The organism is Natronomonas sp. (genome assembly GCF_036625485.1).
GTDB lineage: Archaea > Halobacteriota > Halobacteria > Halobacteriales > Haloarculaceae > Natronomonas.
On record NZ_JAZKTR010000060.1, the window covers coordinates 1 to 13801 of the forward strand.

At 65.1% G+C, this 13801-nt stretch carries 18 protein-coding genes; 6 read left to right on the forward strand and 12 right to left on the reverse strand.

Annotation, left to right across the window (positions count from 1 at the left end; genetic code table 11):
• The 3 genes from V5A53_RS07695 to V5A53_RS07705 all read left to right on the forward strand — a co-directional run.
• The coding region (locus V5A53_RS07695) for a 5-formyltetrahydrofolate cyclo-ligase (protein ID WP_332313007.1) at positions 1-338 on the forward strand (338 nt) is incomplete at its 5' end.
• Positions 339-395: 57 nt separating this feature from the next.
• A complete protein-coding gene (locus V5A53_RS07700) occupies positions 396-641 on the forward strand; it encodes a helix-turn-helix domain-containing protein (RefSeq protein WP_332313008.1) in 246 nt (81 codons plus the stop codon).
• Positions 642-752: 111 nt separating this feature from the next.
• On the forward strand, positions 753-2384 hold the full coding sequence (locus tag V5A53_RS07705) for an SLC13 family permease (RefSeq protein WP_332313009.1): 1632 nt from the start codon (positions 753-755) through the stop codon (positions 2382-2384).
• 24 nt (positions 2385-2408) lie between these two features.
• Here the strand turns inward: V5A53_RS07705 and V5A53_RS07710 are convergent, their stop codons facing one another.
• The 3 genes from V5A53_RS07710 to V5A53_RS07720 all read right to left on the reverse strand — a co-directional run bounded on the left by V5A53_RS07710 (position 2409) and on the right by V5A53_RS07720 (position 4714).
• Complete coding sequence (locus tag V5A53_RS07710; protein WP_332313010.1) at positions 2409-3203, reverse strand: ABC transporter permease; 795 nt, start codon at positions 3201-3203, stop codon at positions 2409-2411.
• Complete coding sequence (locus V5A53_RS07715; protein WP_332313011.1) at positions 3200-4120, reverse strand: ABC transporter ATP-binding protein; 921 nt, start codon at positions 4118-4120, stop codon at positions 3200-3202. The genes V5A53_RS07710 and V5A53_RS07715 overlap by 4 nt, the downstream gene beginning before the upstream one ends.
• A gap of 84 nt (positions 4121-4204) precedes the next feature.
• Entirely contained in the window at positions 4205-4714 is a 510-nt protein-coding gene (locus V5A53_RS07720) for a DUF6789 family protein (RefSeq protein ID WP_332313012.1), read from the reverse strand.
• A 76-nt stretch (positions 4715-4790) separates the two neighbouring features.
• On the opposite strand from V5A53_RS07720, the gene V5A53_RS07725 reads away from it, so the two are divergent.
• On the forward strand, positions 4791-4961 hold the full coding sequence (locus V5A53_RS07725; protein ID WP_332313013.1) for a hypothetical protein: 171 nt from the start codon (positions 4791-4793) through the stop codon (positions 4959-4961).
• A 23-nt stretch (positions 4962-4984) separates the two neighbouring features.
• Here V5A53_RS07725 and V5A53_RS07730 read toward each other — a convergent pair whose 3' ends face one another.
• From V5A53_RS07730 to coxB (V5A53_RS07755), 6 genes are all read right to left on the reverse strand, one after another.
• On the reverse strand, positions 4985-5641 hold the full coding sequence (locus V5A53_RS07730) for a DUF7546 family protein (RefSeq protein WP_332313014.1): 657 nt from the start codon (positions 5639-5641) through the stop codon (positions 4985-4987).
• Positions 5642-5645: 4 nt separating this feature from the next.
• Complete coding sequence (locus V5A53_RS07735; RefSeq protein ID WP_332313015.1) at positions 5646-5924, reverse strand: cytochrome C oxidase subunit IV family protein; 279 nt, start codon at positions 5922-5924, stop codon at positions 5646-5648.
• A gap of 68 nt (positions 5925-5992) precedes the next feature.
• Positions 5993-6124: a hypothetical protein gene (locus tag V5A53_RS07740; RefSeq protein ID WP_332313016.1), complete on the reverse strand. Its 132-nt coding sequence runs from the start codon at positions 6122-6124 to the stop codon at positions 5993-5995.
• Positions 6125-6148: 24 nt separating this feature from the next.
• Entirely contained in the window at positions 6149-6613 is a 465-nt protein-coding gene (locus V5A53_RS07745; protein ID WP_332313017.1) for a hypothetical protein, read from the reverse strand.
• A 205-nt stretch (positions 6614-6818) separates the two neighbouring features.
• Complete coding sequence (locus V5A53_RS07750; protein WP_332313018.1) at positions 6819-9293, reverse strand: cbb3-type cytochrome c oxidase subunit I; 2475 nt, start codon at positions 9291-9293, stop codon at positions 6819-6821.
• Positions 9290-10051 (reverse strand): cytochrome c oxidase subunit II, encoded by a 762-nt coding sequence (gene coxB / locus V5A53_RS07755; protein WP_332313019.1) that lies wholly within the window; start codon positions 10049-10051, stop codon positions 9290-9292. Before coxB (V5A53_RS07755) ends, V5A53_RS07750 begins: the two co-directional genes overlap by 4 nt.
• Positions 10052-10222: 171 nt before the next feature.
• Between coxB (V5A53_RS07755) and V5A53_RS07760 the strand changes: the two genes are divergently transcribed.
• Positions 10223-10630, forward strand: coding sequence for a hypothetical protein (locus V5A53_RS07760; protein WP_332313020.1), 408 nt, complete (start codon positions 10223-10225; stop codon positions 10628-10630).
• Positions 10631-10636: 6 nt separating this feature from the next.
• Here the strand turns inward: V5A53_RS07760 and V5A53_RS07765 are convergent, their stop codons facing one another.
• The 3 genes from V5A53_RS07765 to cyoE are packed head-to-tail and all read right to left on the reverse strand — an operon-like array spanning position 10637 to position 12925.
• Entirely contained in the window at positions 10637-10867 is a 231-nt protein-coding gene (locus V5A53_RS07765) for a SelT/SelW/SelH family protein (RefSeq protein WP_332313021.1), read from the reverse strand.
• A 22-nt stretch (positions 10868-10889) separates the two neighbouring features.
• Complete coding sequence (locus V5A53_RS07770) at positions 10890-11567, reverse strand: DUF7546 family protein (RefSeq protein ID WP_332313022.1); 678 nt, start codon at positions 11565-11567, stop codon at positions 10890-10892.
• The gene (gene cyoE / locus V5A53_RS07775) at positions 11564-12925 is read right to left on the reverse strand and encodes a heme o synthase (RefSeq protein ID WP_332313023.1); all 1362 of its coding nucleotides are present in this window, start codon (positions 12923-12925) and stop codon (positions 11564-11566) included. Before cyoE ends, V5A53_RS07770 begins: the two co-directional genes overlap by 4 nt.
• Positions 12926-13023: 98 nt before the next feature.
• Between cyoE and coxB (V5A53_RS07780) the strand changes: the two genes are divergently transcribed.
• Positions 13024-13782: a cytochrome c oxidase subunit II gene (gene coxB, locus V5A53_RS07780; protein WP_332313024.1), complete on the forward strand. Its 759-nt coding sequence runs from the start codon at positions 13024-13026 to the stop codon at positions 13780-13782.
• The last annotated feature ends 19 nt before the right edge of the window (positions 13783-13801 follow it).

Here is a 13801-nt window from a genome sequence, read left to right on the forward strand (position 1 = left end):
ACGTACCGGAACTCGACGCCATCGTCCTCGGGAGCGTCGCCGTCACCGAGGACGGTGCTCGAATCGGCAAGGGGGAAGGCTACAGCGACCTCGAATACGCCGTCCTCCGGGAACTGGGCCTCGTGGACGACGACACGCCGACGATTACGACCGTCCACGATACGCAGGTCGTCGACGATGCGGTCTCGGTCGACGAGTACGACGTGCCACTCGACGTCATCTGCACGCCGACGCGGACGATTCGAACCGGCGCGGGCGAGAAACCGGATGGTCTGTTCTGGGAGGCGTTGAGCGAGGAGCGTCTCGCCGAGATTCCGGTTCTCGACGAACTTCGGTAGCCAAGGCATCCTCGGAATCCACAGACCTTTGTACGATTACGGCAATCTACCGCCCGGATGAAGGAGCGCCGACTCGTCGACGTGAGCGCCATCTCACCGGAGGCGTGGAGACTCCTCCGGGTCGCGGCCGGCTACGACCAGCGCGACGTCGAGCGGGCCGTCGATGGGTTGGTGCAGGCCCACATCTCGATGCTCGAAAGCGGGACGCGCGCGCTCTCGGCCGACCGCCGCGAACAGCTTCTCGATCTCTATACCGAGGAGTTGACGGACGAGCAGGTCGAAGCCCTCGTCGAACACTTCTGAGGAACGCGCCCATGATTTGCGGTACCATTCACCGCGGCTGAGAACATCATTCGACGCTGCGGCGAACGAAAACCGCTAAATGTGATGTTCCGTGAACGTGAGTGTGTATCAATGATACAAAGCCGTTTGAGCGGGTCTCAGACGAGATTGCTGGTCTTCGCGCTGACGCTCGTCGGGACCGCACTCATCGCCACCGCGCCGACGCCGGCCGGGTTGAGTCTACAGGGACAGTACGCGTTTGCAACCATGTTCTTCGCCGGGGTGCTGTGGGTGACCGGCGTGTTGCCGTTGGCTGTGACGGCCCTCTGTATTCCGGTCTTGCTCACCGCCTTCGGCGTTTATGCGGACCTCGATGCCGCGCTGACGGGCTTTGCCGACCACCTCATCTTCCTCTTTATCGCGGGCTTCATGCTTGCCAACGCGCTCCAGAAGTACGACATCGACCGCCGCATCGCGCTGTGGCTCATGTCCCGACTGGGGACCAGCCCCCGGCGGCTGGTCGGATCGGTGATGATCGGGACCGCCTTCCTCTCGATGTGGGTCTCCAACACCGCGACCGCAGCGATGATGACGCCCATCGCGCTGGGCGTGCTCACGCAGGTCGTCGGCAACGAGGGCCTCGAGGCGGCGGCCGCCTCCGCCGACGACGTCGACGCCGACATCGCGGCGGACGGCGCCGGTGCCGTCGCAGCCGACGCAGCCGACACCGGCGAGTTCTCCAATCTACAGGTGTCGATGCTGCTCGGTACCGCCTACGCCGCCAGCGTCGGCGGCGTCGGCACGCTCATCGGTACGCCGCCGAACGCCATCCTCGCCTCGCAACTCAACGAACTGCTGGGCTACGAGATCGGCTTCGCTCAGTGGCTCGCCATCGGCGTGCCCATCGTCGTCATCACGCTACCGCTCGTCTGGTATCTGCTTACCTACCACCTCTACCCGCCACAGATCACGAACGTCGAAGCCGCCCGCGAACAGGCGACCGAATACCTCGAAAACGAGGGCTCGCTCAGCGCCCGCGGCCGACGTGTCGCCGTCATCTTCGCGGTGACGGCCGGTCTCTGGGTGCTTGGCGGCCTCGGCGACCTCATCTCGCCCGGCCTCTCGGATTCCGTCGCCGTGACGCTGTTCGGCGGCGACGGCGCGAGCGTATTCGGCCCCGAAGGCCACCAGGGCCTCCTCTACTACGTCATGGTCGGAATGGCGGCCATCCCCGCGCTGGTGTTGAGCGACACGATGGAATGGGACGAACTCGTCGATATCGACTGGGGGACCATCCTGCTTTTCGGCGGCGGGATCGCCCTCGCCGACGCCCTGGCCTCGACGGGCGCGACCGGCTGGCTCGCCGACACCGTCTTCAGTTCCCTCACGAGCGCACCCATCGTTCTGGTCGTCGGTATCACGGTGCTGCTCGTCATCTTCCTCACCGAGATGACCTCCAACACCGCGACCTCCGCAATCATCGTCCCGCTGCTCATCGGCGTGGGGGGCGGCTTCGCCGCGACGCTCGGCCTCTCGGAAATCGCGGCCGCCGTCTTCCTCGCGACCAGCGGCGCCATCGCCGCGAGTTTCGCCTTCGCGCTCCCCGTGGCGACGCCGCCCAACGCCATCGTCTTCGGTAGCGGCTATCTCAAACAAGAACAGATGATGCGCGCCGGCATCGCGCTGAACGTCGTAATGACCGCCGTGCTGACCGGTCTCATCTGGCTCCTCTTCAAGTTCGTCTGGCCCGCCATCCTCTGGTAGGCCGAAGAAATCGCGTTCCGCTTTTTAATCCGTCCGCGGCAAGGCCACCGCTCCGATAGCGAAGAAGACGACCGCCAGTGCCGTCAGTACCGCGAGGTTGAGATAGGGGTCGGCACCGACGAGTCCCTCGCCGGAGCCACGCCATATCGCCATCGTTCCCGGCGGGTTGTAGGTCGCCGCCCGGACCCCACGGGCGAAGTAGGAAAGCGGCGAGAGGTCCATGAACGGGACGAACCACGCCGGCAGCATCGACGGTGGGACGAACGTCTCCGAGAGGAAAAGCAGGGGGATGGCGAGGCCGTTCGAGGCGGCGATGACGCCGTCCTGTGAGTCGGCGACCCGGCCGAGAATCGCGCCGACCGCACAGAACAGCGCTACGCCGACGGCCACGTAGGGCACGAGCAGGACGGAGAACGTGAAGACGGCGTCGGTGACCAGCAGGACGAGGCCGAGGATCAGTAGCGACGCCAGTCCGATGACGACGACGTTGACGAGCGTCTGGGCGAGTAGCCACTCCACTCGCGTCAGGGGTGTCGTCGCCAGTTTCTCGAAGCGATTGCCCTCGCGGTGGCGCGCTACCTCGCTTCCCACGCGCGACAGCGGCGTGAAGAGGACGACCACGGCGAGATAGCCCGCGACGTAGTAGCCCGGCGGCTCCGAGAAGAGGCCGCCGCCGCTGGGGTCCGTCTGGACCAGCGCGCCGAAGATGAGGATGATGATGACCGGGAAGAAGAACGTGAAGAAGACGGCCGTCCGCCGACGGGTGAAGCCGTACCACGCCGCTTTCGTCTCGGCGGCGACCCGTCCGAGGCGACTCATGCGTCGGCCTCCTCGCGGGGTTGTCCGCCCGCACCGACGTCGGTGCCCGTCAGCGCGACGTAGACGTCGTCGAGGCTCGGTTGGCGCCAGATCAATCCCTCGTAGTCGACGCCCGCCTCTTCGAGCGTCTCCACGACATCCGGAATCTCCTTCGGCCCGACCGGGACGGCGATGTGGCGCTCGTCGGGCAGAAGGTGATAGCCCGCCATCTCCAGGGCGCGTGTCGCCGCACCTTCGTCGTCGGCCTCGATGACGAGTCTGCTATCGCCGCCGTGGCGCTCGATGAGTTCTCGGGGCGAGCCCAGCGCGATCAACTGTCCGTCGGCCAGCAGGCCGACGCGGTCGGCCAGTTCCTCGGCCTCCTCCATGTAGTGGGTCGTCAAAAGCACCGTCGTCCCGCCGTCTGCGAGCCCTTCGATGAGCCCCCACAGATCACGGCGGCCCGTCGGGTCGATGCCCGTCGTCGGTTCGTCGAGGATGAGCAGGTCGGGGTCGTTGACCAGCGCCGTCCCGACGCAGGCACGGCGCTTCTGGCCGCCCGAGAGGTTCTCGTAGAACGTGTCGGCCTTCTCCGAGAGCCCGACATCGGCGAGGACCGCGTCGACGTCCCGGGATTCATCGTAGAGCCCGGCGTAGTAATCGAGCAACTCGCGGGCCGTAAGGCGCTCGGCGGGCGAAAACTCCTGTGGGAGGACGCCGAGGCGGTCGCGGTCGACCTCGGTCGGCGACCCGCCGAAGACCTGTACCTCGCCGTCGGCTTTCGTGGTACCCGTGAGTGCCCTGACGAGCGTCGTCTTGCCGGCGCCGTTCGGCCCGATGAGCGCGAAGATCTCGCCCTCCTCGACGGCCAAGGAGACACCGTCCAGCGCCACCGTCTCACCGTACCGTCGGCGAACGTCCTGGGCGCGAATGACCATGCGGAATCACCGGCCGGTACGGCCCTAAAGCCTGCCGTTTGGCCGTCGACCGAACTTGTTCTTGAAAAAGCGCTTCCCGACGGTTCAGACGAGCGGTTCCTCACGGCCGCCGAGGTAATCGAAGACCGCCCCCAGCGAGAAGCCGTAGACGAGGTGAGCGAGGAACGTGAAGACGACGTACAGCGGCAGCGCGATACCGGTGTAACCGTCGTAGAACGCCAACACGAACCCCGTCCAGAGGATGAACCCGAAGAAGGCCCCCTGCTTCGCGTAGCTTCCACCGGGCAGGTAGCGGCCGACCGAGGCGAAAAGCAGCGGCCACGTCACCATCCCGCCGGCGAGGAAGAGCGCGTAGCCGACCGCCGTGGGATCACCCGGGATGACCGCGGCGATGCCGGTCAGTTCGACGACCATCGACAGCGACGACATGTCGAAAGCCCCCAGCGAGGCCGCAACGAACAGCACGACGGTCATCGCCGCGGTGCCGACCCCCCCAGCCGCCGCGCCGACGATGCCGTCGAAGATGATACCGGTCATCGAGTCCGACTCGTCCTGGGTGTCGAGTGCCCCAACCTCAGTGCCGTCTGATACCATGTCTCATACTAACACACCACTCGTATAAATATTGTCGCCGGGAAAGACGTATCACCCTCCGGTCACAGCCACGGGTATGGAGGCCAAGACGGCCCTCGGCATCGCGCTCGCTCTCGCCGTGGGACTGCCGTATATCACCGTCGCGCTGATGGAGGGCGGCCGCATCGGCCTCGCCGCCTTCAGCGCGCTTTTCGTGGCCGCCATCGCCGTCGTCGTGATCAGCGAGCGCGGAAGCGACGAGGCGTAGGTCGGCTCTTCTCCGAGAAATCGTCAGCGAATCCCCGGTCGCCAGTAGAGCAATCCGAGCGTGAGGACGAACACGGCCGTCGAGAGGTCGTAAGAGGCGTTCAGCGCGGCCGCCCCGAGGAAGCCCGCGCCGCCGAAGGCGGAGGTGGCGATACCCGCAAGTATCGGCCAGGTACAGGAGACACAGGAGAAGAGGCCGAGGACGCCCGCGATGGCCGACCCTGCGGCCTCCAGGACCGTCACGTAGACGAGATAGGCCAGCGCCGCGTAGCCGACCAGGAACGCCGGCATGACGGCGACGACGACGTATTCGCCACCGTAGACGAACGCGGGGCCCCACCCCGGCGGGAGCCACGCGATGCGAACGCCGGTCGCCGCATCGCCGAGGCCCGTGCTCACGAGGCCGCCGAAGACGGCAAGCAGGCCGAAGTACGCCGCCGCCAGCGCCGCGGCCCGCCGGCGGGTGGCGAAGTCCGGCCTCGGCGGTGGGTCGGTCGCGTAGATCGCGGCGGCGCCGAGATTGACCCAGAGGAGACCGTAGAGAGCATATCGCGGTTCGGTCGGTTCCGCGGTCGTCAGGACGTAGTAGGCGACGATGGAGACCAACTGGACGTTCAAAAGCAGGACGCCCCAACCGAGCCGGCGCGTGGGGAGTCGACGCCCGAGGGAAGCGGTGGCCATCCGGTTAGGCGACCGAGTAACTCGCGGCGGCCATCAACAACAGCACGAGACCGAGGCTGAGGCCCATCAGCCACGACAGCGACCGGCTCTCCCAGCGGAGGTGCTGGTAGTAGCCGACGATGAGGCTGGTCTTGGCCACCGCCGCGCCCATCGTCAGCCCGAGGGACTGCCAGTAGCTGATCTCGATGCCGCCCGGTGGATGGAAGAACAGGTATTTCGAGGCCGCGAGCGCGATGAGAGCGACGTATATCGCCGCATAGAGTTTGACCGAATCGGAGGCCATGTGTGTCTGTGCTACTCAATGCCACAATCGCATATATAATTACCCCCGCTCGCTCCTTCCCTGCACCCTCAATCCTCGTTCCGCCACCGCTTCCAGAGGTAGTTAGCCGCGAGAAGGCCCCCAACCCAGAAGGCGACGCCGAGTAACGCGAAGACGAGGCCCTGTACGAACGGCGAACCCCCTGTGAAACCGACAACCATACCGGGACCTGTACGTACGGCGTCTTATCGTTGGTGGTCAGTGCGGTACAGGACGAGGAGACTGCCGAGCAAGCCCAGTTCTGCCAGTTTCGAGACCAGCGCGAGGCGTTCGACCCGCAGGTGGGCGAACACGACGAGGAGGGGGTTCTCGTCGTGGGCGCCGTGGGCCTCGATATAGGGCCAGAACGCGCCGTGGTCGAGGAGCGTATGCCACGCGGCGTAGCCGAAGAAGAACGGGAGCACCACGAGGATGCCCGCCAGATAGAGCCGTCGACCGGCGAAGCCGTTGGCGCCCAACACGACGCCGAAGACGAGCGCGAAGCCACCGAGCGTGAACAGTAGCGGCCGAGGGTCGCCAAGGTAGCCGGCCGACGCATAAACGACCAGCGCGTGACCCCCGTGGCTCGGGTGGAGCAGGTGGATTCCCGCAACGACGAGCGCGAGCGCCGCAGCCACCCACCGAAGCCGACGGACCGATACCACGTCCATACCCCGCATATCTACCCCTGGGTTCTAACTCTACCGCCCATGTTTTGCCCTGGGTCGCGGCGTAGCGCGACCTTATGACGTGGTCGTTCGAGAGGCGCTCTGCGCCTCTCGTGATGACGAGAGAGCTTTGCTCTCTCGAACCACGGCGAAGCCGCCACGCTGACTGAGCGCGCCGAAGGCGCGCGAAGGAGGTGCAAAAAGTGGCTCAGAAGAGATAGAACAGCGGGAACAGGAACACCCAGACGATGTCGACGAAGTGCCAGTAGAGGCCGAAGTACTCGACCGGCCGGTGGTCACTCGTGTACTTACCCTGGTAGGCGCGGACGAACAGGAAGCCCGCGACGATGAGGCCGAGGATGACGTGGACGCCGTGCAGGCCAGTCGTCACGTAGTAGATGGTCGCCTGAATCGGCGGTCCGTGGGGGTTCTGGGTGAGCGTGATGCCAGCGTCGTAGATCTCGTGGTGCCACTCCCAGCCCTTGATGCCGAGGAACGTGAAGCCGAGCAGCATCGTCGCGGCAAGACTCCCCATCAGGCCCTTGCGGCTGTTCCGTTTTGCCGCAACCAGGGCGAGGATGACGGTGAACGACGAGGTCAACAGGACGAACGTGTTGATAAGTCCCGGCAGGGACTCCGGCAGCGGGCTCCAGCTCCGCCAGCCCGCGTTCACGCGGATGAAGACTGCGGCGGAGATGAACGCGCCGAAGACCAGCACATCGGAAGCGAGGAAGAACCACATGCCGAGTTTGTTCTTCTCGATGCCGTCGAACGGCCAGCGGTTGGCGACCTCCATCGGCGGCGCGTAGAAGTCCTCCAGCCCCCACTTCACGCCGGAGTAGAGCAACCCAGCGATACCGAGGACGATGAAGGTCGGATATATCGGATTCGAGACGGCGACGCCGGCCGCACCGAGGGATTCACCGACCGTGAATTCGACAGCGTCGTTGAACCCCGAAAGGCCGAGCAGGAAGACGAACGTCGCGAAACTCATCGCGAAGGGCCAGATGCTCGCGTGGGAGGGGTGTTTGTCGCCGAGGACGTAGTCGCTGGCCTCGTTGATTTCCGTGTGGCCGCCGTCGGCGGCTGCGTGGCCGTCTTCCAGTTGTGGGCTATCCTTGATGAACTCCAGATGGCCGCTGGCGTAGGACGGCCTGCCGTCCCAGTTCTCCAGCGGCGGCGGCGAGGAGACGGCCCACTCGGCGCTGCGGGCGAACTCCCACGGTTTGTCGGGCGCGTCCTCGCCGGCGACGTAGGACTTGATGAAGTTGTAGAACATGATGAAGAAGGAGAACCCGAGCAGGAACGCGCCAACCGTCCCGGCCTGATGGGAGGTCATCATCGACTGCTGGTACTCGAAGACGCGGCGGGGCGTCTGCCACGCGGTGAACATCGAGAAGTAGACGATGTTGAAGCCGACGAAGAACAGGACGAAGTGTATCTTCCCGAGCAACTCGTCGTACATCTTCCCGGTCATCTTCGGGAACCAGTAGTAGGCGGCGCCGAAAAGCGCCGTCGCGCCGCCGAACATGACGTAGTGGAAGTGCGCGACGACCCAGTAGGTGCCCCGGAACTCGTAGTCCAGCACGATGGCGCCGAGGAAGACGCCGGTGATGCCGCCGAGGATGAACAGCAGTAACGCCCCGAACGCGAAGAGGAAGGGCGTCTTGAACCGAATCCGCCCCTTCGCGAGGGTGTAGATTAGCGCGAAGACCAGCAGGTCGAAGGGCAGCGAGATACCGATGGTCGTCGCCATCATCAGCGTCTTGATCTCGAGATTGATGGTCGTCAGGAACATGTGGTGCATCCACACGAGGAACGACTGCAGCGAGATGAGGACGATAGCGATGATGACCCATTTGCGGCCGACCAGTCGGTTACCCGAGAAGGTCTGGAACAACTCCAGCATCGCCCCGAGGGCCGGGAAGAAGACGATGTACACCTCGGGGTGGCCGAAGAACCAGAAGAGATGGCCCCACAGCAGGGAGCCGCCTTCGGTCGCCGAGAAGTAGAGGCTCCCGAGTACGCGGTCCGAAGCGAGGATGAGGCCCGTCGCCAGCAGGACGGCGAAGGCGAACAGCATCATCCAGACGGTCGCGAGGATGGACCACGTGAACATCGGCATGTCCATCAGACCCATGCCCTCCGCGCGGGAGTGGTGGATGGTCGTCAGGAAGTTGATCGTCGAGGCGGTGACGCCTACGACGAACATCGCGAGGGCGAGTATCGCGCCGGTCGACCCGATAGTCGGCGTGTAGGCCGGGACGTTCAGCGGCGCGTAGAGCGTCCACCCGGCGTTCATCGTCCCGCCCTGGAAGAAGGAGATGCCGAGCAGGACGCCCGAGAGGGTGTACATCCAGTAGGAGAGGGCGTTCAGCCGCGGGAAGGCGAGGTCGTCGGCGCCGATCTGGAGCGGGACCAGATAGTTCGCGAAGCCGAACGCGAACGGCGAGAGGAACCAGAAGACCATGATGAGGCCGTGTGCGGTGACCGTCTCGTTGTAGGCCATCCCAGAGAGGACGTTCACCGTCGGGTCCCACAACTGGACGCGCAACAGCAGCGCGAGGACGCCGCCGAAAAGCAGGAAGAACGTCGAGGTGAGCAGATACAGGATGCCGATGTCCTTGTGATTCGTCGTCAACAGCCAGCGTTTGACCGAACTGGCCGGTGGGAGTTCGCTCATTCGCCGTCACCCCCGTCGGAGCCGCCGTCGCTGTCGTCCGATTCGGTCTCCGCGTACCAGTCGTCGAATTCCGATTGCTCCATGATGATTATCTCACCGACCATCTGGGAGTGGCCGACCCCGCACAGTTCGAAACACTCGATTTGGTGGGTCCCCGTCTCTTGGGGGATGAACCACGTCGTATCCGTCTGTCCCGGGATAGCGTCGGCCTTGACGTGCATCGACTGCACGCCGAAGGCGTGCCACGTATCCCGAGACGTGACGTGTAATCGTATCGTCCTGTTCGCCCCTTGCGGCACCCGGAGGGTGTTCTGTTCGACGTGGCCGTTGGGATATTCGAACGCCCAGCCGAACTGGTAGGCCGTCACCTCGATCTCCATCGTCTCGCCGCCAGCGTCGATATCCTCCGAGGGACCCTGCTCGACATAGAGCAACAGTCCGTAGGAGTAGACGACGAGGCTGATGACGATGATCGCGCTGAGGCCGAACGACATGAAGAGCTTCCTGCTCTTGCCGCCTTCCTGACCGCGCGGGAGTTCGCCGAGTTGGGGCGCATCGAACCCGTCGTCTTTCCCGCCGGCGTCACCGTCCTCGCCGGTGTCGCGGTACTTGTACACGTGATACAGCGTGTACGCGACGACGACGATACCGACGGTGGTGCCGATCGCGAGAAAGACGAAGAATATCTCGGAGAACACCTCGGATTGAGCCCGCCAGCTCTCCGGAACCGCGTGCTCGAGTACGAGGTAATCTATCATGGTAATCCGTGACGTGATAGCTCTTGTCACTAGGACACACTTAGCTTTTGCGTACGAACGACCGCGAGATGGGTCGCTTACCGGCGAAGGTTATTTGTATGCTGGAAGCTACCACACCACACAACAGGTGTCGACAGGATGGTCACACAGGCGGTCGTCAGTACGGTAGTAATGGGGCTGCTGGTAGCCAGCGTCTTCGTCGCCGTTACGCGGCTGAACGCGGCGGCTTCGGCTACCACCGAGGGCACGAAGATTCAGTGGTACGGAGCCACCAGCCGCGCGAGCGTATCCGAACGACCGGAGATGCTGGGTTTCGGGTTCGTCGTCGTCGCGCTGCTGGCGGGCGTCATCACGGTCGGGGCCGTCGGGGGCCTGCCGATGTTGTCCGACACCAATCCGTTCAGTCTCCTCATGGCCGGACTCGGCCTGCTGGTCGCCGGGTTCCTGTTTCTCGGTCCCTACACCGTCGTCCGACAGAACGACCTCGGCCACGCGCTCGGTGTCGCCGCCGGTATCGCCGGTCTCGGATTTGCGTTCCTCGCACTCATCGTCGCACAACTGGCCTACGGCATCGTCTGACCGGTATCAGAGGGCCGAGCGAACCGACCGCGAGATCTCGTCGACGTCGTAGTCGTCCGACTCCTTGTCGAAGACCGTCTCACCGTCGACGCGGACCTGAAATACGCCGGCGTCGCCGGTGACCAGCGAGACGCGGTCGAGGTCCGCCCCGAACGTCGACAGCAGGACCTCGGCGGTATCGATCGCACGATTCAGGTAGCCACACGGGACGCAGTATTCGATCTCGACCTCGCTCATACGTCCATCTACGAGCGCTCATTTATAAGCGCTGTCGGAGCCACTCGAATCCGGGCCGGACGGACAACAGGAGGACGGTCACGACGAAGACGACGGTGCTGAGGCCGTAGGATTGTGCCGTTGCCGCCGACACCAGGGCCGCGCCGCCGCCGACGAGCCCGCCGACCAGTGACGCGATGACCGGAAGCGTACACGAAACACAGGAGAACAGCCCGAGAAGCCCGCCTGCGACCGCGCTTCGGGCTTCGACCGCCGTCGCGTAGACGAGATACGAGAGGACGGCGTAGCCGAAGGCCGTATACGGGACGATAGCGAGCCGGACGGTATCGCCTGCGTAGAGAATCGACGGGTTCCAGCCGGGCGGCAGTTCCGTGACCTGTATCGTAAGGCCCGTCGTGACCGGCCCCGCCAGTCCGACGAGGCCGCCGACGACGGCGAGGACGGCGAAGTACCCGACCGCAATCGCGCCGGCGACGCGTTTCGTCCGGCGACCGGCCGGGGTCGGTGACGTGCGGACCAGCGCCCACGTCCCGACGGCAAACCAGACGACCGGAAACAGCCAGACGCGGGTCGGCGTCCGACCGGAAAGGACGGCGAAAAGCAACACGAGGACGACGAGCGTGTTGGCGACGATACCGGCATACAGGAGCGCGCGTTTCCGGCGGTCGTCGAGGCCCGCGAGGCGGTCGCCGAGGTTCATATCGCCAGCGCGTCGACGACGATGGCGACCAGAAGCAGTCCGAGGTAGGCGTTCGAGGCGTGGAACGCGCGGAACGCGGCGCCGTCTGTGCGCTCGCGGTGGAGTCGGACGACCGTCCAGAGGAAGACCGCCCCCACCGAGACGGTCGTCGCGGCGTAGAGCCACCCGAGGTCCGAAAGCGCCGTCAGCGCGGCGGCGCTCAACAGGGTCGCGCCGAGATACAGCAGGATGTGTTTCCGGGTTTCGGTCTCGCCGCGAACGACCGGCATCATCGGGAAGCCACCGCGCTCGTAGTCGTCCTTGTACGCCAACGCGAGGTTGTAGAAGTGGGCGGGCGTCCACAGGAAGATGACCGCGGCGAGTGCGAGGCCGACGAGGCCGATCGATTCGGTCACCGCTGCGTAGCCGATAAGCGCCGGGAGCGCGCCGGCCGCGCCGCCGAGGACCGTGTTCTGGACCGTGTTCGGTTTCAACAACAGCGTGTAGACGACGCTGTAGAAGACGATGGCCGCAAAGCCGAGGGCGGCGACCAGCAGGTTCACCGAGAAGAACGCCCACAGCGAGGCGACCGTCAGCAGCGCGCCGAAGGCCAAGGCGTTGCGGACCGGGACCTCGTGGGTCGCGACCGGCCGGTCGGCCGTCCGCTCCATCCGCCGGTCGATGTCCCGTTCGAGGACGTGATTGTAGGTCCCCGAGGCACCGATGGCGAGGACACCACCGCCAAGCGTGAGCAGGACCGTCCGAACCGTCGGCGTACCGCCGAGAGCCATGCCGGCGCCGGCGACCAGACAGAGGAGCCACATCAGCCGCGGTTTCATCAACTCGAAGTAGGCCCACGCGGTCGCCTTGAGGCGAGCGAGACCGGTGAGCGAGGTCGGACCGACGCCGTCGACTGGCTCGTCGGCGAGGTCCGGTTCGGGGTCGGTGACGCGCGCGTCGTCGGTGCCCGTCTCGGCTTCGAGTTGCCACGCCAACGCGAGCACGAGCGCGCCGAAGATGCTCATCGCGACGAGGAGGTGCAGCCCGCCGAAACCGCCGCCGGAGGCGACGAGCGCGCCGACGGCGACCTGTGCCGGATACAGGAGGACGGCAACGCCGAGGCCGGCCTTCGCTCGGCGGTCGAGGCTCCCCCACCCGAGAAGGGCGACCGCGAGGATGAGCAGACCGACCAGCCCGGCCGCCGCCCGATGGAGGATTGCGACGAGCACGGCGGGGTTCGTGAGGTCACCGCCGCAGAGCGGCCAGCCGTGGCAGGCCGCCGCCGCGTCGGCCAGCGCCGCCGTCGCGCCGACGACGACGAGAACGTAGACACCGACGACCGCCGCCGCGAGCAGCGACGTGGGGCGTTCGAAACGCATTATCTAGTCCCTTCGCCCGGGCGTACTTAGACCATACGCTTCCGAAAGTCGACGCCGAAGTCGGCAGTTACTTTAGCGGGTACTCCTAACCGCCGATAATGAGAGTCGCGCGCACCTTCCCGGTCGCCTTGCTGGGCTTTCTGGGCCTCCTCGCGGTCGACCCCGTCGCTGCGCAGAATTCAGTCAACGACGAGCTCATCACGAACCTCAACCTGACGCTGCTGTACGCGGCGATTCCCATCGCCATCCTGGTCGAGGCCGTGCTGATCTACGCAGTCGTCAAGTTCAGGGACAACGACGACCCCCAGCCCACACAGGAGAACCGCCGTCTCGAAATCACGTGGACCGTCGCCACGGCCATCGTCCTGCTTTTCGTCGGCTTCGCCTCCTATCAGGTGCTGGCCGTCGAGGAGGTCGGCAACCCCATAGACAGCGATGACCGCCTCGAACCCACCGTTTCCGAGGACCTCGAAGGCGCCGTCGGCCCCCACCCTGACGAGGAAGACGCCGTCGAGATCGAGGTCGAGGCCTACCCCTACGCATGGTCGGTCACCTACGAGGGCACCGACGTGCAGACGATGAACGAGATACGAATACCGACCGACAGGCCAGTCTATCTCCACATCTACTCCAGCGAGTGGCTCCACATGCTCCACGTCCCCGACATGGGCATCAAGCAGTCCGCCTTCGTCGGCCAATATAACACGGTCAAGACCGAGGCCCACCAGACGGGTAACTACCAGTTCTACTGTACGGAATACTGCGGTGTCGGTCACTCCCAGATGAACGGCGAGTTCATCGTCATGGAAGGCGACGAATACGACGAGTGGCTCGAAGAACAGCAGAACAGCGAATGACATCCTCCCCGGCGTGAAC

Bases quoted from the DNA above. Each gene is read 5' to 3' on its own strand.
- V5A53_RS07705 (WP_332313009.1), top strand. From the start codon at position 753: ATGATACAAAGCCGTTTGAGCGGGTCTCAGACGAGATTGCTGGTCTTC.
- V5A53_RS07745 (WP_332313017.1), bottom strand. From the start codon at position 6,613: ATGGACGTGGTATCGGTCCGTCGGCTTCGGTGGGTGGCTGCGGCGCTC.
- coxB (WP_332313024.1), top strand. From the start codon at position 13,024: ATGAGAGTCGCGCGCACCTTCCCGGTCGCCTTGCTGGGCTTTCTGGGC.
- V5A53_RS07725 (WP_332313013.1), top strand. From the start codon at position 4,791: ATGGAGGCCAAGACGGCCCTCGGCATCGCGCTCGCTCTCGCCGTGGGA.
- V5A53_RS07770 (WP_332313022.1), bottom strand. From the start codon at position 11,567: ATGAACCTCGGCGACCGCCTCGCGGGCCTCGACGACCGCCGGAAACGC.
- V5A53_RS07730 (WP_332313014.1), bottom strand. From the start codon at position 5,641: ATGGCCACCGCTTCCCTCGGGCGTCGACTCCCCACGCGCCGGCTCGGT.
- V5A53_RS07750 (WP_332313018.1), bottom strand. From the start codon at position 9,293: ATGAGCGAACTCCCACCGGCCAGTTCGGTCAAACGCTGGCTGTTGACG.
- V5A53_RS07710 (WP_332313010.1), bottom strand. From the start codon at position 3,203: ATGAGTCGCCTCGGACGGGTCGCCGCCGAGACGAAAGCGGCGTGGTAC.
- V5A53_RS07715 (WP_332313011.1), bottom strand. From the start codon at position 4,120: ATGGTCATTCGCGCCCAGGACGTTCGCCGACGGTACGGTGAGACGGTG.
- V5A53_RS07765 (WP_332313021.1), bottom strand. From the start codon at position 10,867: ATGAGCGAGGTCGAGATCGAATACTGCGTCCCGTGTGGCTACCTGAAT.
- V5A53_RS07760 (WP_332313020.1), top strand. From the start codon at position 10,223: ATGGGGCTGCTGGTAGCCAGCGTCTTCGTCGCCGTTACGCGGCTGAAC.
- cyoE (WP_332313023.1), bottom strand. From the start codon at position 12,925: ATGCGTTTCGAACGCCCCACGTCGCTGCTCGCGGCGGCGGTCGTCGGT.
- V5A53_RS07700 (WP_332313008.1), top strand. From the start codon at position 396: ATGAAGGAGCGCCGACTCGTCGACGTGAGCGCCATCTCACCGGAGGCG.
- coxB (WP_332313019.1), bottom strand. From the start codon at position 10,051: ATGATAGATTACCTCGTACTCGAGCACGCGGTTCCGGAGAGCTGGCGG.
- V5A53_RS07720 (WP_332313012.1), bottom strand. From the start codon at position 4,714: ATGGTATCAGACGGCACTGAGGTTGGGGCACTCGACACCCAGGACGAG.
- V5A53_RS07735 (WP_332313015.1), bottom strand. From the start codon at position 5,924: ATGGCCTCCGATTCGGTCAAACTCTATGCGGCGATATACGTCGCTCTC.
- V5A53_RS07740 (WP_332313016.1), bottom strand. From the start codon at position 6,124: ATGGTTGTCGGTTTCACAGGGGGTTCGCCGTTCGTACAGGGCCTCGTC.